The 15,495-nt window shown below is 67.3% G+C and carries 18 protein-coding genes; 5 read left to right on the top strand and 13 right to left on the bottom strand.

The features are described from left to right. Nucleotides 1-27: 27 nt before the first annotated feature. From ABD05_RS05000 to ABD05_RS38830, 3 genes are all read right to left on the bottom strand, one after another. Nucleotides 28-1,365, bottom strand: a complete 1,338-nt coding sequence (locus tag ABD05_RS05000) for a glutamine synthetase family protein (protein ID WP_047899214.1) — start codon at nucleotides 1,363-1,365, stop codon at nucleotides 28-30. 28 nt (nucleotides 1,366-1,393) lie between these two features. Beyond that, on the bottom strand, nucleotides 1,394-2,179 hold the full coding sequence (locus ABD05_RS04995; protein ID WP_047899213.1) for a gamma-glutamyl-gamma-aminobutyrate hydrolase family protein: 786 nt from the start codon (nucleotides 2,177-2,179) through the stop codon (nucleotides 1,394-1,396). 283 nt (nucleotides 2,180-2,462) lie between these two features. Then, nucleotides 2,463-2,687, bottom strand: coding sequence for a hypothetical protein (locus tag ABD05_RS38830; protein ID WP_072437498.1), 225 nt, complete (start codon nucleotides 2,685-2,687; stop codon nucleotides 2,463-2,465). A gap of 413 nt (nucleotides 2,688-3,100) precedes the next feature. Between ABD05_RS38830 and ABD05_RS04990 the strand changes: the two genes are divergently transcribed. Together ABD05_RS04990 and ABD05_RS04985 are read left to right on the top strand one after the other, a co-directional pair. Continuing rightward, on the top strand, nucleotides 3,101-3,652 hold the full coding sequence (locus ABD05_RS04990) for a cupin domain-containing protein (protein ID WP_047901083.1): 552 nt from the start codon (nucleotides 3,101-3,103) through the stop codon (nucleotides 3,650-3,652). An 83-nt stretch (nucleotides 3,653-3,735) separates the two neighbouring features. Continuing rightward, complete coding sequence (locus ABD05_RS04985) at nucleotides 3,736-5,226, top strand: aldehyde dehydrogenase (protein WP_047899212.1); 1,491 nt, start codon at nucleotides 3,736-3,738, stop codon at nucleotides 5,224-5,226. 63 nt (nucleotides 5,227-5,289) lie between these two features. Here the strand turns inward: ABD05_RS04985 and ABD05_RS04980 are convergent, their stop codons facing one another. Next, nucleotides 5,290-5,490, bottom strand: coding sequence for a heavy-metal-associated domain-containing protein (locus ABD05_RS04980; RefSeq protein ID WP_047899211.1), 201 nt, complete (start codon nucleotides 5,488-5,490; stop codon nucleotides 5,290-5,292). 347 nt (nucleotides 5,491-5,837) lie between these two features. Here ABD05_RS04980 and ABD05_RS04975 point away from each other — a divergent pair, with 347 nt between their 5' ends. Both ABD05_RS04975 and ABD05_RS04970 read left to right on the top strand, forming a co-directional pair. Next, on the top strand, nucleotides 5,838-6,170 hold the full coding sequence (locus tag ABD05_RS04975) for a cupredoxin domain-containing protein (RefSeq protein WP_034179235.1): 333 nt from the start codon (nucleotides 5,838-5,840) through the stop codon (nucleotides 6,168-6,170). Nucleotides 6,171-6,182: 12 nt separating this feature from the next. Then, a complete protein-coding gene (locus ABD05_RS04970) occupies nucleotides 6,183-7,019 on the top strand; it encodes an FTR1 family iron permease (RefSeq protein WP_047899210.1) in 837 nt (278 codons plus the stop codon). A 110-nt stretch (nucleotides 7,020-7,129) separates the two neighbouring features. On the opposite strand, the gene ABD05_RS04965 is transcribed toward ABD05_RS04970, so the two are convergent. The 9 genes from ABD05_RS04965 to ABD05_RS04925 all read right to left on the bottom strand — a co-directional run bounded on the left by ABD05_RS04965 (nucleotide 7,130) and on the right by ABD05_RS04925 (nucleotide 14,280). Next, on the bottom strand, nucleotides 7,130-7,348 hold the full coding sequence (locus tag ABD05_RS04965) for a hypothetical protein (protein WP_047899209.1): 219 nt from the start codon (nucleotides 7,346-7,348) through the stop codon (nucleotides 7,130-7,132). Beyond that, nucleotides 7,348-7,800 (bottom strand): hypothetical protein, encoded by a 453-nt coding sequence (locus ABD05_RS04960; RefSeq protein ID WP_047899208.1) that lies wholly within the window; start codon nucleotides 7,798-7,800, stop codon nucleotides 7,348-7,350. Before ABD05_RS04960 ends, ABD05_RS04965 begins: the two co-directional genes overlap by 1 nt. A gap of 83 nt (nucleotides 7,801-7,883) precedes the next feature. Then, nucleotides 7,884-8,204: a helix-turn-helix domain-containing protein gene (locus ABD05_RS04955; protein WP_034179231.1), complete on the bottom strand. Its 321-nt coding sequence runs from the start codon at nucleotides 8,202-8,204 to the stop codon at nucleotides 7,884-7,886. Continuing rightward, nucleotides 8,197-8,562 (bottom strand): type II toxin-antitoxin system RelE/ParE family toxin, encoded by a 366-nt coding sequence (locus ABD05_RS04950; RefSeq protein ID WP_047899207.1) that lies wholly within the window; start codon nucleotides 8,560-8,562, stop codon nucleotides 8,197-8,199. The genes ABD05_RS04955 and ABD05_RS04950 overlap by 8 nt, the downstream gene beginning before the upstream one ends. A 130-nt stretch (nucleotides 8,563-8,692) precedes the next feature. Next, on the bottom strand, nucleotides 8,693-10,510 hold the full coding sequence (glmS, locus tag ABD05_RS04945) for a glutamine--fructose-6-phosphate transaminase (isomerizing) (RefSeq protein WP_047899206.1): 1,818 nt from the start codon (nucleotides 10,508-10,510) through the stop codon (nucleotides 8,693-8,695). 55 nt (nucleotides 10,511-10,565) lie between these two features. Next, a complete protein-coding gene (gene glmU, locus ABD05_RS04940) occupies nucleotides 10,566-11,927 on the bottom strand; it encodes a bifunctional UDP-N-acetylglucosamine diphosphorylase/glucosamine-1-phosphate N-acetyltransferase GlmU (protein WP_047899205.1) in 1,362 nt (453 codons plus the stop codon). A gap of 135 nt (nucleotides 11,928-12,062) precedes the next feature. After that, nucleotides 12,063-13,058: a tRNA 2-thiocytidine(32) synthetase TtcA gene (gene ttcA, locus ABD05_RS04935; RefSeq protein WP_047899204.1), complete on the bottom strand. Its 996-nt coding sequence runs from the start codon at nucleotides 13,056-13,058 to the stop codon at nucleotides 12,063-12,065. Beyond that, a complete protein-coding gene (locus ABD05_RS04930; protein ID WP_047899203.1) occupies nucleotides 13,055-13,459 on the bottom strand; it encodes a dihydroneopterin aldolase in 405 nt (134 codons plus the stop codon). The genes ttcA and ABD05_RS04930 overlap by 4 nt, the downstream gene beginning before the upstream one ends. A gap of 77 nt (nucleotides 13,460-13,536) precedes the next feature. Continuing rightward, nucleotides 13,537-14,280: an SDR family oxidoreductase gene (locus ABD05_RS04925; RefSeq protein ID WP_047899202.1), complete on the bottom strand. Its 744-nt coding sequence runs from the start codon at nucleotides 14,278-14,280 to the stop codon at nucleotides 13,537-13,539. Nucleotides 14,281-14,293: 13 nt separating this feature from the next. On the opposite strand from ABD05_RS04925, the gene ABD05_RS04920 reads away from it, so the two are divergent. Further along, nucleotides 14,294-15,490 carry a class I SAM-dependent methyltransferase gene (locus ABD05_RS04920; protein WP_047899201.1) on the top strand — a complete coding sequence of 399 codons (1,197 nt, stop codon included), beginning with the start codon at nucleotides 14,294-14,296 and terminating at the stop codon, nucleotides 15,488-15,490. Nucleotides 15,491-15,495 lie beyond the last annotated feature (5 nt).

The following is a 15,495-nucleotide window of genomic DNA, read 5'->3' as shown; positions in this document are numbered from 1 at the left end:
GATTCCGTATGGCGGTTGTGCGCGCGCTTATACGTGCAGCAGCAGATGGCGGCGTTCCCACGAACTGATCACGCGGAAGAACGCTTCGTATTCGGTTTCCTTCAGCGCGAAATACGCCTTCAGGAACTTGTGGCCGAGGATCTCGCCGAGCGGTTCGCACGCGGCCATCAGCGTCAGCCCTTCCTCGAGGTTGCGCGGCAACTGGTACGGCAGGTTGTAGCCGTCGCTGACGAGCGGCTCGGTCGGCTCCAGGCGTTGCGTCATGCCGAGGTAGCCGGCCGCGAGCGTTGCGGCGAGCGCGAGGTACGGGTTGCAGTCGACGCCCGGGATGCGGTTCTCGATGCGGCGTGCCGCCGGGCCCGAGTGCGGGACGCGGAAGCCGACCGTGCGGTTGTCGTAGCCCCACTGCACGTTGATCGGCGCGGCCATGAAACGCGACAGGCGGCGATACGAGTTGATGTACGGCGCGAAGATCGGCATCAGCGCCGGCGTGTACTTCTGCAACCCCGCGAGGTAGTTGTAGAACATCGACGTCGCGCCGCCCGTCTCCTGAGACGTGAACAGGTTCTGGCCGGTTTCCTCGTCGACGATGCTCTGGTGCACGTGCATCGCCGAACCCGGTTCGTCTTCCATCGGCTTGGCCATGAACGTCGCGTACATGTTGTGACGCAGTGCGGCCTCGCGCACCGTGCGCTTGAACAGGAACACCTGGTCGGCCAGCGACAGCGCATCGCCGTGCATGAAGTTGATCTCCATCTGCGCGGCGCCGACTTCGTGGATCAGCGTATCGATGTCGAGGTTCTGTGCTTCGCAGTACTCGTAGATGTCCTCGAACAGCGGATCGAACTCGTTGACGGCTTCGATCGAATACGACTGGCGGCCCGTTTCGGGGCGGCCCGTGCGGCCGACCGGCGGGCGCAGCGGCAGGTCGGGGTCCTTGTTCATGTCGACCAGATAGAACTCGAGCTCCGGTGCGACGACGGGCTTCCAGCCCTTCGCCTTGTACAGCTCGAGCACACGGCGCAGCACATAGCGCGGCGAGATCTCGACCGGCGAGCCGTCGAAGTGCACGCAGTCGTGGATCACCTGCGCGGTCGGGTCGACGGCCCACGGGATCAGGCGGATCGTCGACTCGTCGGGCACGCACACCATGTCGGGGTCGGTCACGCCGGTCAGCGAGCCGTCTTCCGGATATTCGCCGGTGACGGTCTGCACCATCACGGCCTGCGGCAGCCGCATCGATTCGCCGGACGTGAACTTGTTGCGCGGCGTGATCTTGCCGCGCGCGATGCCGGCCATGTCGGGAATGATCGCCTCGACTTCGGTGATCCGGTGTTGCTTCAGAAAACTTTCGATGTCTTGCATGTCTGTTCTCGTAAGTGGGTCGGCGCGCTCAGGCGAGCGCGGCGGCGGCCATGGCGCGCGTGCGGGCATGGCGGCGGGCGCGGCAGGCGTCGCCGAAGGCGCGGAAGATCGCGCTCGACAGCGGGTCATGCGCATGCCGCCATTCCGGATGCCATTGCACGGCGAGTGCGAAAGCCGGTGCATCGACGACGCTTACGGCCTCGATCAGGCCGTCCGGCGCGACGGCTTCGACGGCGAGGCCGGAGCCGAGCTGTGCGATGCCTTGCTTGTGCAGCGAGTTCACGTGCACTTCGTCGCGGCCGCCGGCCAGCGCGTGCAGCTTGCCGCCGGGCGTCAGGTGCACGACGTGCGCGGGGCCGTATTGCGTGTCCATCGGCGCGTCGTCGTCCTCGCGGTGATCGGCGAGGCCCGGCACGTCGTGCACGCGCTGGTGCAGCGTGCCGCCGCAGACGACGTTCAGCTCCTGGAAGCCGCGGCAGACGGCGAGCACCGGCACGCCTGCGGCGATCGCCGCGCGCAGCAGCGGCAGCGTCGTTGCATCGCGTGCCGGGTCGTGCTTCGTGCCGGGTGCGCTCGGCTCGCCGCCATACTGGTGCGGCTCGACGTTCGAGTAGCTGCCGGTAAACAGCAGGCCGTCGACCGTGTCGAGGATGTCGTCGACCGACTGGCGCTCGCCGAGCGCGGGCAGCACCATCGCGAGCGCCTGCGCGCCGTCGACGATCGCGGCGACGTATTTGTCGCCGACCGTATGCGACGCGTGTGCGCCGATTTGCGTGTGGTCGGCGGTGATGCCGACGAGGGGTTTCCTTTCCATGACGTCAATCAGTAATCCATAGGGCTGTGGCGTGCGTCGGGTCCGATATTGCAAAACGCAGGCACGACACGGCCCCGCAGCCTGGCGCAGAGCGCGAGGCCGCTGGTGAATGGGCGCAGCGGGATGACGTGGCGATCCGCGCTGCGCGCGACGATCAGGCCGTCGTTCGTTTGGTTGCGATACGCGACGCGGCAACGAATGCGCGAACGCGTTCCGTCACCGCATGGACGATGCGGTTGGCGAATCGGCAGACGAAACGAACGACGTAAAGAAAGGAGAGGCGCTACGGCAGCAGCGACGCCACTTCGTCGGTATCGACGGCGACGAATGCGCGTGCGGATACGGCGTTGTGGCGCCGAACGGAACGACGAGACAGGATTGTGTAGATCGACAGATGCTGCAGGCGAGGACTATGCCAGCCGCAACTGCCATCGGAAGGGGACGCCGCGCTGCGCGAACTTCGCGCCACGCTTCGATCCCACCTCACCAGAGGGCCACGGACTCTCACGATTACACTCGACTGGGTTGTTGAAAGTATTGAACACCTGACCGTTTCAACGCGCTGGGCGTTTAAAATAATCAAGGCGCCGGTTACGCGTCATTTACATTGATGGGCATCAATTTTTGCGTTGCAATAACGCGTTTTGCTGCCTGTGAAAGCCAAATGACGCTGACCTGAGAGCCAGCATATACGAGCCAAAAACGGCGTCAAATGTTTTTTAACGGTCCTGCATCAGGGCTTTCCCGAGCAGTGCGAACAAAAGATTCGCAAAAGGAATAATCGACACGGTGTTCATTATTTCGAACGCCTTTCAGGGTTTTCCCCGCTGATGTGCGGCATAAAGTGATTAGAATATTCAACGGCTGTCCACTGCGTCGTTTCACTTTGTCATCGCACTTATCGTGTCCGAAACCGAATCGATGTCCACCGAAGTCGCCGAGCGCCTGCGTTACGTGCGCAACAAGCATGCCCTGTCGCAGCGCGAACTCGCGAAGCGCGCCGGCGTGACCAACGGCACGATCTCGCTGATCGAACAGGGCCGCGTGAGCCCGTCGGTCGGCTCGCTGAAGAAGCTGCTCGAATGCATACCGATGAGTCTCGCGGAGTTCTTCACGTTCGAGCTCGTCGAATCGCGCTCGGTCGTGTCGCGTCGCGACGAAATGCCGAACCTCGGCAACGACACGCTCGCGTTTCATCTGGTCGGCGCGAGCGTGAAGGACCGCAACATGTGCATCCTGCGCGAGATCTACCAGCCGCACGCCGATACGGGGCCCGAGATGCTCGTGCACGCGGGGCATGAGGGCGGTGTCGTCGTGTCGGGCCGGCTCGAGCTGACCGTCGACGGCGCGACGTGGCTGCTCGACCCCGGAGACGGCTACTACTTCGAAAGCCGTTTGCCGCACCGTTTTCGCAATCCCAGCGCGGAACAGATCTGCGAGGTCGTCTCGGCCAATTCGCCGGCGACCTTCTGACCGCGCGTCACCGCATTCGCGGCCGGCCGCGCATGATGCGCGCGGCGCGTCGCACCGCGAATGCCACAACATAAGGCATCCTGATGAACAAGTTGACTTTGGCTGACTGGCAGGACAAGGCGGCGTCGCTCGAGATCGAAGGGCGCGCATTCATCGACGGCGCGTCGCGCGACGCGCACGGCGGCAAGACGTTCGACTGCGTGAGCCCGATCGACGGCCGCGTGCTGGCGAAGGTGGCCGAGTGCGGCGAAGCCGACGTGAACGCGGCCGTCGCGGCCGCGCGCCGCGCGTTCGACGCAGGCGTATGGGCCGGCCTGAATCCGGGCGCACGCAAGGCCGTGCTGCTGCGCTGGGCCGCGCTGATGCGCGAGCATCTCGACGAACTGTCGCTGCTCGAGACGCTCGACGCGGGCAAGCCGATCGGCGATACGACGACGGTCGACGTGCCGGGCGCCGCGTACTGCGTCGAGTGGTTCGCGGAAGCGATCGACAAGGTCGGCGGCGAAGTCGTGCCGGCCGATCATCATCTCGTCGGCCTCGTCACGCGCGAGCCGGTCGGCGTGGTGGCGGCGGTCGTGCCGTGGAACTTTCCGATCCTGATGGCCGCGTGGAAATTCGGCCCCGCGCTCGCGGCCGGCAACAGCGTCGTGCTGAAGCCGTCGGAGAAGTCGCCGCTGACCGCGATTCGCGTCGCGCAGCTCGCGTACGAAGCCGGGATCCCGGCCGGCGTGTTCAACGTCGTGCCGGGCGCGGGCGAACCCGGCAAGCTGCTTGCGCTGCATCGCGACGTCGACTGCATCGCGTTCACCGGATCGACGGCGGTCGGCAAGCTGATCATGCAGTACGCCGCGCAGTCGAACCTGAAGCGCGCGTGGCTCGAACTCGGCGGCAAGTCGCCGAACATCGTGCTGCCCGATTGTCCCGATCTCGACCGCGCGGCACAGGCGGCGGCCGGCGCGATCTTCTACAACATGGGCGAGATGTGCACGGCCGGCTCGCGTCTGCTCGTGCATCGCGACATCAAGGAGGTATTCATCGAGAAGCTCCTGGCGGCCGCGCGCGCATACGCACCCGGCAATCCGCTCGATCCGTCGGTGTCGATGGGCGCGATCGTCGACGGCATCCAGCTCGAGCGCGTGCTCGGTTATATCGAGGCGGGGCGCAGCGAAGGCAGGCTCGTTACGGGCGGTGCGCGCGTGAAGGCGGAGACGGGCGGCTTCTACGTCGAGCCGACGGTGTTCGAGGTGAAGCCCGATGCGAAGATTGCGCGCGAGGAGATCTTCGGGCCCGTGCTGTCGGTGATCGTGTTCGACGACGTCGACGAGGCCGTGCGGATCGCGAACGACACCGAATACGGGCTGGCCGCGGCCGTGTGGACGTCGAACCTGACGACCGCGCACGACGTGTCGCGCCGGCTGCGCGCGGGCACGGTGTGGGTGAACTGCTACGACGAGGGCGGCGACATGAACTTCCCGTTCGGCGGCTACAAGCAGTCGGGCAACGGCCGCGACAAGTCGCTGCACGCGCTCGAGAAGTACACCGAGCTGAAGTCGACGCTGATCCGGCTGCGCTGATGCGATGCCGCGGGCGCAACGCCATTCGGCGGTGCGCCCGCAGCTCTCAGCCCGCAGCGCGCGTCATGCGGTGCGCAGCGCGGGGTGGAAGCCGGCGGCTTCGATGATCGACTGCACGCGTTCGGCGCCTTGCGCCGATTCGACCTTGACGATCTTCGTCGCGACGTCGATGTCGAGCTTCGCGGCGGGATCGGCGGCCGTCACCGCACGCGTGATCGCATTGGCACAGCCGCCGCAGGTCATGTCCTGGACTTCGAATTCCATCGTGTTCTCCTGAGTTGACGATTGACGAGCACGGTCAGCATGAAGCTTGCCATGGTTGGAAGGTCAAGCGCATTCATGCAGCGTGACACATGCATTGCCGCCTCGGCGCGGCGAGATCGCTCGCCAGCATGAAGTCAGACAAATCGGAAGACAGTGCATGCGTCAGTCGGAATCTTTCCCGATTGACGCCGACGCGCCGCCGGCCTCATGCGATGAGAGCCTTGCCTGGCAAGGCTCGGTGCGTTCTTGTGAAACGCTATCTCCATAATGCCGGTAAGGGTACGCGAGATGGAAATGCGAATCGATCTTAGTATCAATGTTCTTCGATATTTCATTCCGTTACGCACATGAACCGTTTCGCACTGGGTTTCGCCGCTGTCCTGCTGGGCGCGTCCGCCGCCACCGCATTCGCCGCCGACGACGTCGTCAACCTGACGCTGAAGGACCACAAGTTTTCGCCCGATGGCGTGACGATTCCGGCCGGCAAGAAGGTGAAGTTCGTCGTGAAGAACCTCGATGCGACGCCCGCGGAATTCGAGAGCGACGACTTCAAGGCCGAGAAGGTCATTCCGGCCGGCAAGTCGGCCGAGATCCTGGTCGGGCCGCTGAAGGCCGGTACCTACGAGTTTCACGACGAGTATCACGAAGCGCAGTCGAAGACCCACCTGACCGTCAAGTAAGCGAATCCCGCCATGTTGTCTACCGCGCTGATTGTCTTTCGTGAAGTGCTCGAGGCCGCGCTGGTGGTCTCGATCGTGATGGCCGCCACGAAGGGCGTGCCGCGGCGCGGCTGGTGGGTCGGCGGCGGGCTCGTCGGCGGCGTGATCGGCGCGGGCCTGATCGCGGCGTTCGCCGACGTGATCTCGCAGTGGGCGTCCGGCATGGGGCAGGAAGTATTCAACGCCGGCGTGATGTTCGTCGCGACGCTGATGCTGGCCTGGCACTGCATCTGGATGAGCCGGCACGGCCGCGAGATGGCGCTGCACATGGGCGAAGTCGGCCGGGCCGTCGCGGCCGGCAGCCGGCCGCTGACGGGGCTGGCGATCGTGGTCGGCGTCGCGGTGCTGCGCGAAGGCTCCGAGGCCGTGCTGTTCCTTTACGGCATCGCCGCGGGCGATCCGGGGCAGACGCCGCAGATGATCGCTGGCGGGCTGCTCGGCGTGCTCGGTGGGGCCGGGCTTGGTTATGCGATGTATGCGGGCCTGCTGCAGATTCCGCTGAAGCGCCTGTTCTCCGTCACCAACGGGCTGATCGTGCTGCTGGCTGCCGGGATGGCGAGCCAGTGTGTCGGTTTCCTGCTGGCGGCCGGCCTCGTACCGTCGTGGGGCGACGCGATCTGGGATACGTCGTGGCTGCTGAAGGAGACGAGCATCGTCGGCAAGGCGCTGCATACGCTGATCGGTTATACCGCGCGTCCGGCGGGCATCCAGATCGCCGCGTACGTTGCGACGCTGGTGGCGATCGTCGTGCTGACGCGGCTCGTCGGTCGTCCGCACGCGGCGATGAGGCCGCCGCGGGCTGCCGCTTGAATGTTCCGGGTTAGTACGAAAGAAGGGGCGTCATGGACGCCCCTTCTTTCGTTTGCGGTTCGCGGCCGGCCCGTGTCCGGCGGTGCGCCGGATGCACGCGGCCACGCCGGTCAGCGGTGGCTGTCGATCCACGCGCGGGCCCATTCGAGTCCGGCCTCGCGCGCGTCGTCCTCGGTGTCGAACACGCCGAGCACGCCGGACGCTTCGACGAGCTTGTTGTTCTGCGTGATCGTCCCGCTCGCCGCGAAGCGTTCGGGCTGCAGGATCTCGTCCTGCTGCAGGATCGCGTGGCCCCAGATCTGGTAGCCGAGGTAGTGTTGCGCTTCCATTATCGAGTCACCTCCGCGGAGCGGTTGTGCGTGCCGACCCGCAGCACGTTGCCGTCCGGTGTGTATTGTCGCGGGATAGCGGAGAAATTGAGCGCGTGCGTCGCGTCGGGGCCGGCAGGCTGCATGACCGTGAGACGCCCCGGCGCGGGTTGTGCGACGGGACGCGGTGCGGCCGGTGCGTCGGCCGCAGTGGCAGGCGGGCGATGCGAGCCGGCTTTCACGGTTTGCGCGACACGACGCTTGTGCGGTTTCGCGGCGGCCTTCGGCGTGGCGCTCGCGTGCTTCTCGGCGCTCTTGCCGGTGCGCACGTCGGCGCCCGCGCGGGCGACCGGCATACGCGCCGCCGGCTGCCGCGCCTCGGGCGGGTTCCAGACCTCGACGTAGTGCTCGGCGGCCCAGCCTGTCGACGCGAACGTCAGCGCCAGCAATCCGCATCCAAACAGTCTTACCATTGTCTCTCCGTCATATTTCTTGCGGCTCGCGTCGCGGTGTCCGGTGCGGGGTCGGCCGCTCATGCGCATTCGGGGAAGCCGGCTCAGGAGAACACCTCGAGCCCGTGTTTCTCGACGATCTGGAGCATCCGCGCGGCGATGCCGCTCGGCCGTTTGTCGCCCTGCTCCCATTGGCGGATCGTCGACGTTGTCGTGTTCAGGTAGAGCGCGAACACGCTCTGGCTGACGTTGACGGATTTGCGGATGCGGGCGATCGCTTGCGGATCGAACTGCGGGGCGGCTTCGATGCAGAGATCGTCGTATTCGCGCATCGTTTTCTTGTCGATCAGGTTTGCGCGATAGAGGCCCGACGCGGCGCTGTGGATCGCCTCGGTTGCGTCGCTCTTGAATCGACTCTTAGCCATTGCAAATCTCCACAAGCTCTTTCAGTGCGATCAGCGCCGCGATATCGGCGTCGGTGCGGCGCTCGACATCCGCGGCGAGCTTTCTGAAGGCGCGCAGTTCGCGTTCGTCGATGTCGTCCCTGTCGCGTTTCGCGAACAGGAACACGAAAACCCACGCCTGCCCGACCTTGCTCAGCACGATCCCGCGCTGCCGGTTCCCGTCCAGGCGCTTTTTCCAGACGTTGCCGCCGAGCTCGACGCCCTGGCCGCGCGCCAGTTCCCGTGCGGCGCGGCAGAGTTCGGCATCGGCGATTCCTGCTTTTCTGGCTGCCTTGTGAAACCACTTCGTCTTGAAGACGCGTCGTACGGAAGCAGGCATGTCGGGCCGGTCGAGTTAGCACAGGATTATATACCACTACGTGGTACATATTTCGACCTGGCCAAATGGCCTGCTTCGCGCCGATACGCGGTCGGGACGGCCCGGCGGGGGCCATCCCGGTCGACCGGCTTTACTCCACCGTCACCGATTTCGCGAGGTTCCGCGGCTTGTCGACGTCGGTGCCGCGTGCACACGCGGTGTGATACGCGAGCAATTGCAGCGGCACGACGTGCAGGATCGGCGACAGTTGCCCGTAGTGTTCCGGCATCCGGATCACGTGCAGGCCGTCGTCGTTGACGATCTGCGTATCGGCATCGGCGAACACGTACAGCTCGCCGCCGCGGGCACGCACTTCCTGCATGTTCGACTTCAGCTTCTCGAGCAGCGTGTCGTTCGGCGCGACCGTGACGACCGGCATCGCTTCCGTGACGAGCGCGAGCGGCCCGTGCTTCAGTTCGCCGGCCGGATAGGCCTCGGCGTGGATGTACGAGATTTCCTTCAGCTTCAGCGCGCCTTCGAGCGCGATCGGGTAGTGCAGCCCGCGGCCGAGGAACAGCGCGTTTTCCTTGCGCGCGAATTCCTCCGACCACGCGATGATCTGCGGCTCGAGCGCGAGCACGCTGTTCAGCGCGGCCGGCAGGTGGCGCAACTGCCTCAGGAATTCGGCTTCCTGCGCGGCGTCGACGTGCCCGCGCAGCTTGCCGAGCGTCGCGGCCAGCACGAACAGCGCGACGAGCTGCGTCGTGAACGCCTTCGTCGAAGCGACGCCGATCTCGGTGCCCGCGTGCGTCAGGAACTGCATTTCGGTCAGGCGCACCATCGCGCTCGTCGCGACGTTGCAGACCGCGAGCGTATGCGTGTGGCCGAGCGACTGCGCATGCTTGAGCGCCGCGAGCGTGTCGGCCGTCTCGCCCGACTGCGAGATCACGAGCACGAGCTGGCGCGGGTTCGGCACCGACTCGCGGTACCGGTACTCGCTCGCGATCTCGACCTGGGTCGGGATCTTCGCGATCGATTCGAGCCAGTACTTCGCGGTGAGGCCCGAGTAGTAGCTCGTGCCGCACGCGAGGATCAGCAGGCTGTCGATGTCCGCGAACGCGGCGGGCGCGGCGTCGCCGAACAGCGTCGCATCGAACGCGTCGGTCTGCGGCACCGTGTCGCCGATCGCGCGCGGCTGCTCGAAGATTTCCTTCTGCATGAAGTGGCGATACGGGCCCAGCTCGACCGCGCCGCCGTATGCGCTGACGACGCGGATTTCGCGCTGCACGGTCGCGCCGTGGCGGTCGACGATCTTCACGCCGTCGAGCGACAGCTCGCACACGTCGCCTTCCTCGAGGAACGTGAAGCGGTCGGTGCTGCCCGCGAGCGCGAGCGCATCGGACGCGAGGAAGTTCTCGCCGTCGCCGTGGCCGACGACGAGCGGCGAACCCTGGCGCGCGCCGACGACGGTGTGCGGCTGGTCCTTGTGGATCACCGCGATCGCATACGCGCCGTGCAACTGCTGCACGGCTTCGCGCACCGCGTCGAACAGGTTGCCGCGATACAGGCTGTGCACGAGGTGCGCGATCACTTCGGTGTCGGTCTGCGACACGAATTCGTAGCCCTTCGCGCGCAGCGCTTCGCGCAGCGGCTCGAAGTTCTCGATGATGCCGTTGTGGACGAGCGCGAGCGCGTTCGACGAGAAGATCGGGTGCGCGTTGTGCGTGACGGGCGCGCCGTGCGTCGCCCAGCGCGTGTGCGCGACGCCGGTCGTGCCTTCGAGGTGCGATTCGCGCACCTGCGCGTCGAGATCGGCGACGCGCGCGACGCTGCGCGCGCGCTTCGGTGCGCCCGGCTCGAGCACGGCGACGCCGCACGAGTCGTAGCCACGGTATTCGAGGCGCCGCAATCCTTCGATCAGCACCGGAACGATATTACGCTGCGCAACTGCGCCGACAATGCCGCACATGAATGGGTCAGTCCTGTAAGTCGACGCGGGCGCCGCCGGGGCGCCCGCAAAGGGTTCAGCTTTTCTTCTTGACCGGGCGGACGTAGCCGCTCTTCGTGGTCTGGGTCTTCTCGTTCAATACGAGCAGGCCGTCGGCAACGTCCTTCCAGATCGTCGTGCCGGCGGCGATCGTCACGCCGCGGCCGACGCGCACGGGCGCGACGAGTTGCGTGTCGGAGCCGACGAACACGTCGTCCTCGATCACCGTGCGGAACTTGTTCGCGCCGTCGTAGTTGCAGGTGATCGTGCCCGCGCCGATGTTCACGCGCGCGCCGATGTCGGCGTCGCCGATGTACGTGAGGTGGTTCGCCTTCGAGCCGTGGCCGATCACCGCGTTCTTCACCTCGACGAAGTTGCCGACGTGCGCTTCGTCCGCGAGCTGCGCGCCGGGGCGCAGCCGCGCGTACGGGCCGATCACGGTGTTCGCGCCGAGCTCGGCGCCGTCGATGTGCGAGAACGCGTCGATGCGCGTGCCGGCGCCGACCGACGCGTTGCGGATCACGCAGTTCGCGCCGATCGTCACGTTGTCGGCGAGCGTCACGTTGCCTTCGAACACGCAGTTCACGTCGATCGACACGTCGCGGCCGCAGCGCAGCGTGCCGCGCACGTCGATGCGCGCCGGATCGGCGAGCGTGACGCCGTCGACGAGCAGCGCTTCCGCGACATTGCGCTGGTGAATGCGTTCGAGTTCCGCGAGCTGCGCCTTGCTGTTCACGCCGAGCGTTTCCCAGTCGTCGTCGGGCTGCGCCGTGACGACCTCGAAACCGGCCTCGATCGCGAGCTCGACGACGTCGGTCAGGTAGTACTCGCCCTGCGCGTTTTCGTTCTTCAGTGCGCCGAGCCACATCGACAGCTGGGCCGTGGGCGTGACGATGATGCCGGTGTTGATCTCGGCGATCTTCAGTTCGTCCGGCGACGCGTCCTTCTGCTCGACGATGCGCGTGACGAAGCCGGCCGCGTCGCGCACGATGCGGCCATAGCCGGTCGGATCGTCGAGCGTGACGGTCAGAATCCCGTAGCGGCCTTCGCGCGCGGCGTCGACGAGACGCCGCAGCGTCGACGCGCGGGTGAGCGGCACGTCGCCGTACAGCACGAGCGTCGGTTGCGCGGGATCGAGGAGCGGCAGCGCCTGGCGTACCGCGTGGCCGGTGCCGAGTTGCTCGGCCTGCACCGCGAACTGGACGTCGGGTGCGGCGACGGCAGCCTGGACCCGCTCGGCGCCATGACCGACGACGACGACGAGCCGGGACGGCTGCAGCGTGCGCGCGGTGTCGATCACGTGGGAGAGGAGCGGCCTGCCGGCCAGGGGGTGAAGCACTTTCGGCAGCGCGGAACGCATGCGCTTGCCGGTGCCTGCCGCCAAAATCACGATATTCATGGCGCCAGCTTGTCAGAGGAGTTCGAAGCCGTCCATTTTAGCATGCGGCCCCCGCCGTTCCGGGCCTGCCGCGCGGGCGCGGCGGCGCCGGAAAGGGCGGCCGGCGCCCCGTTCCGGCGGGTCTTCCGACCCCGCTTACAGGTCGTCGAACTGGACGATCGAGATCGATTGGGCGGCGCCCGGCGCTGCTGCGTCGTCGCCCGACGCACACGGTTCCTCGTCGAACGCGATGTCGCCCTGCGGATCGGCAACGCCGGTCGCGCGCAGCGACGTGAACGGGAACAGCGTCGTATCCATCAGGTGCGACGGCACGACCTTCGCGAGCGCGTTGAACATGTTCTCGACGCGGCCCGGGAAGCGCTTGTCCCATTCGCGGATCAGCGCCTTCATTTCCGCGCGCTTCAGGTTCGGCTGGCTGCCGCACAGGTTGCACGGGATGATCGGGAATTCGCGCAGCTCCGCGAATTTCTCGAGATCGGTTTCCTTCACGTACGCGAGCGGGCGGATCACGATGTTCTTGCCGTCGTCCGACTGCAGCTTCGGCGGCATCCCCTTCAGCTTGCCGCCGTAGAACATGTTGAGCAGCAGCGTCTGCACGATGTCGTCGCGGTGGTGGCCGAGCGCGATCTTGGTCGCGCCGAGCTCGCCGGCCACGCGGTACAGGATCCCGCGGCGCAGCCGCGAGCACAGCGAGCAGGTCGTCTTGCCTTCGGGCACGAGCCGCTTGACGATGCTGTAGGTGTCCTGGTTCTCGATATGGAACGGCACGCCGACCTGCTTCAGGTACTCGGGCAGCACGTGCTCGGGGAAGCCCGGCTGCTTCTGGTCGAGGTTCACCGCGACGATGTCGAAGTCGATCGGCGCGCGCTCGCGCAGGCGCAGCAGCACGTCGAGCATCGCGTAGCTGTCCTTGCCGCCCGACAGGCAGACCATCACCTTGTCGCCGTGCTCGATCATGTTGTAGTCGCCGATCGCCTGGCCGACCTGACGCACGATCCGCTTGAACAGCTTGTTGTTCTCGTACGCTTCCTTCTGCTCGCGGCGCGTCAGCGCCTGGCGACCGGCCGGGGCGGCGGTCGCGTCGAGGGTGGCGGCGTCGGCCGCCGTGTCATTCATGTGGGGGGCGTTCATGCGCGCTCCTCGTCCTTGATGCGAAAGACTTCGACGCCGACGGCGTCGCAGTCCGGATAGGCGTCCGGTTTCTCGGTACAGACGCGTACCGCGCGCACGGCATCGTGCGCCAGCAGGCGCGCGGCGATCGCGTCGCACAGCGTTTCCTGCAGGTGGATGTGGCCGCGCGCCACGCATTGCGCGACGCTCTGCTTCATCAGGTCGTAGTCGACGACTTCATGCAGCCTGTCGTCGACGGGGGTGGACAGCGCGAGCGGCACGAACAGGTCGACGTTGATGACGACGCGCTGCTCGCCGCGCTTCTCGTGTTCGAAGGCACCGATGTTGATGTGCACCTCGTAATCGCGCAGGTAGAGCCTGCGGCAATCCGCGAGGCGGGGGTGCAGGAGAGCGGAAAACATGGTCGTCCCAGTCAAATTGGCGTGCGCGCACGCAAAGCGGCGCGGGCGGCGGTGGTCAGGCCGCGCGCCCGCGCGGTTCATTCATTCGGGCCGGCGGCGGGCGGCACGAGGTGCTCGCCGCCGTCGACGGTCAGCGTCGCGCCCGTGACGCCGGGCGCGCTCGCGAGATAGCAGGCGGCCGCCGCGATGTCGTCCGCGTGCGCCGCGTGGCCGCGCACGAGCGCCGCGACCCGCACCTTCGGCGCGAGCGCCAGCGCCAGCGCCGACGTCGCGCGGTTCAGCGCGGCCTGCATCAGCGCGTGCGACAACTGCGCCGGCGCCGGGTGAAACAGCGCCTGGTCCAGCACGTGGATCGCGCACGCGCGCAGCGCTTCGTGCTCGCGTGCGGCGTCGGGCGTCGCATCGGCGAGCGCGCGGGCCAGCGCGAGCGGCGCCGTCACGTTGCGCGCGAGCGCGCCGGCGAGCGACGCGCCGTCCACCGTGTGCACGTCGTCGGCGCCCGCACTGGCGCTCACGAACACCGCGCACGCTGGCCGGCCGAGCGCCGCGCCGCAGGCGGCGACGAGCGCGGCTGCGTCGGCTTCCAGGGCCAGATCGGCGTCGAGCACGGCCGCGCGGCGGCCGAGCGCCGCGACTTCGGCGACGATCGCATCGGCGGCCGCGCGCGGCGCGCCGTGGCTGCGCTGCAGCGCGACGTCCCAGCCGCGGCGCGCAAATTCCGTCGCGAGTGCACGACCGATCGACGCGGCGTCGGCCGCGCTGCCCAGGGCGCCCGCGACGAGCACCACGCGCAGGGTCGACTTATCGGCTGAAACGGTCATTTACAATGCCGGGATGAACCCGAAAGCTCACGAACCCGCTAGTTTACCTGCTCCCGGCCCTGACGCGCTCGCGCAGTCCGAAACCCTTGCCGCGCAACTGCGCGACGAGATCGCGGCGGCCGGCGGCTGGCTGCCGTTCGACCGCTTCATGGAGCGCGCGCTGTACGCGCCGGGCCTCGGCTATTACAGCGGCGGCGCGCGCAAGTTCGGGCGCCGCGCCGACGACGGCAGCGACTTCGTCACCGCGCCCGAGCTGTCGCCGCTGTTCGCGCAGACCCTCGCGCAGCCGGTCGCCGAAGCGCTCGCGGCGAGCGGCACGCGCCGCGTGATGGAATTCGGCGCCGGCACGGGCAAGCTCGCGGCCGGGCTGCTCGCGGCGCTCGACGCGCTGGGCGTCGAACTCGACGAATACCTGATCGTCGACCTGTCCGGCGAGCTGCGCGAACGGCAGCGTGACACGATTTCGGCGGCCGCGCCGACGCTTGCGGCGAAGGTCCGCTGGCTCGACGCGCTGCCCGAGCGGTTCGAGGGCGTCGTGGTCGGCAACGAGGTGCTCGATGCGATGCCGGTGCGGCTGTTCGCGAAGGCGGGCGGCACGTGGCACGAGCGCGGCGTCGCGCTCGACGCGCGGCATGCGTTCGTGTTCGAGGATCGGCCGGCCGCGCCGGCCAGCCAGCCGCCGGTGCTCGCGGGGCTGACCGCCGATGTCGCCGACGGCTACGTGACCGAGACGCACGAGGCCGCGCTGGCGTTCACGCGCACCGTCTGCGCGATGCTCGCGCGCGGCGCGGTGCTGCTGGTCGACTACGGCTTTCCCGCGCACGAGTACTACCATCCGCAGCGCGACCGCGGCACGCTGATGTGCCACTACCGCCACCACGCGCACGACGACCCGTTCCTGTACCCGGGGCTGCAGGACATCACCGCGCACGTCGAATTCACCGGTATCTACGACGCGGCCGTCGCCACCGGCGCCGACCTGCTCGGCTACACGTCGCAGGCGCGCTTCCTGCTGAACGCGGGCATCACCGACGCGCTGGCCGCGATCGACCCGTCGGAGATCCGGCAGTTCCTGCCGGCCGCGAACGCGGTGCAGAAGCTGATCTCCGAAGCCGAGATGGGCGAGCTGTTCAAGGTGATCGCGTTTTCGCGCGGAATCGACGGCACGCTCGACGCGTTCGCGCGCGGCGACCGCTCGCACGCGCTCTGAGGCCG

It is taken from the genome of Burkholderia pyrrocinia (assembly GCF_001028665.1).
Taxonomy (GTDB): Bacteria; Pseudomonadota; Gammaproteobacteria; order Burkholderiales; family Burkholderiaceae; genus Burkholderia; species Burkholderia pyrrocinia.
Note: the sequence above shows the minus strand (reverse complement) of the source record. Positions and strands in the feature narration are given on the sequence as shown.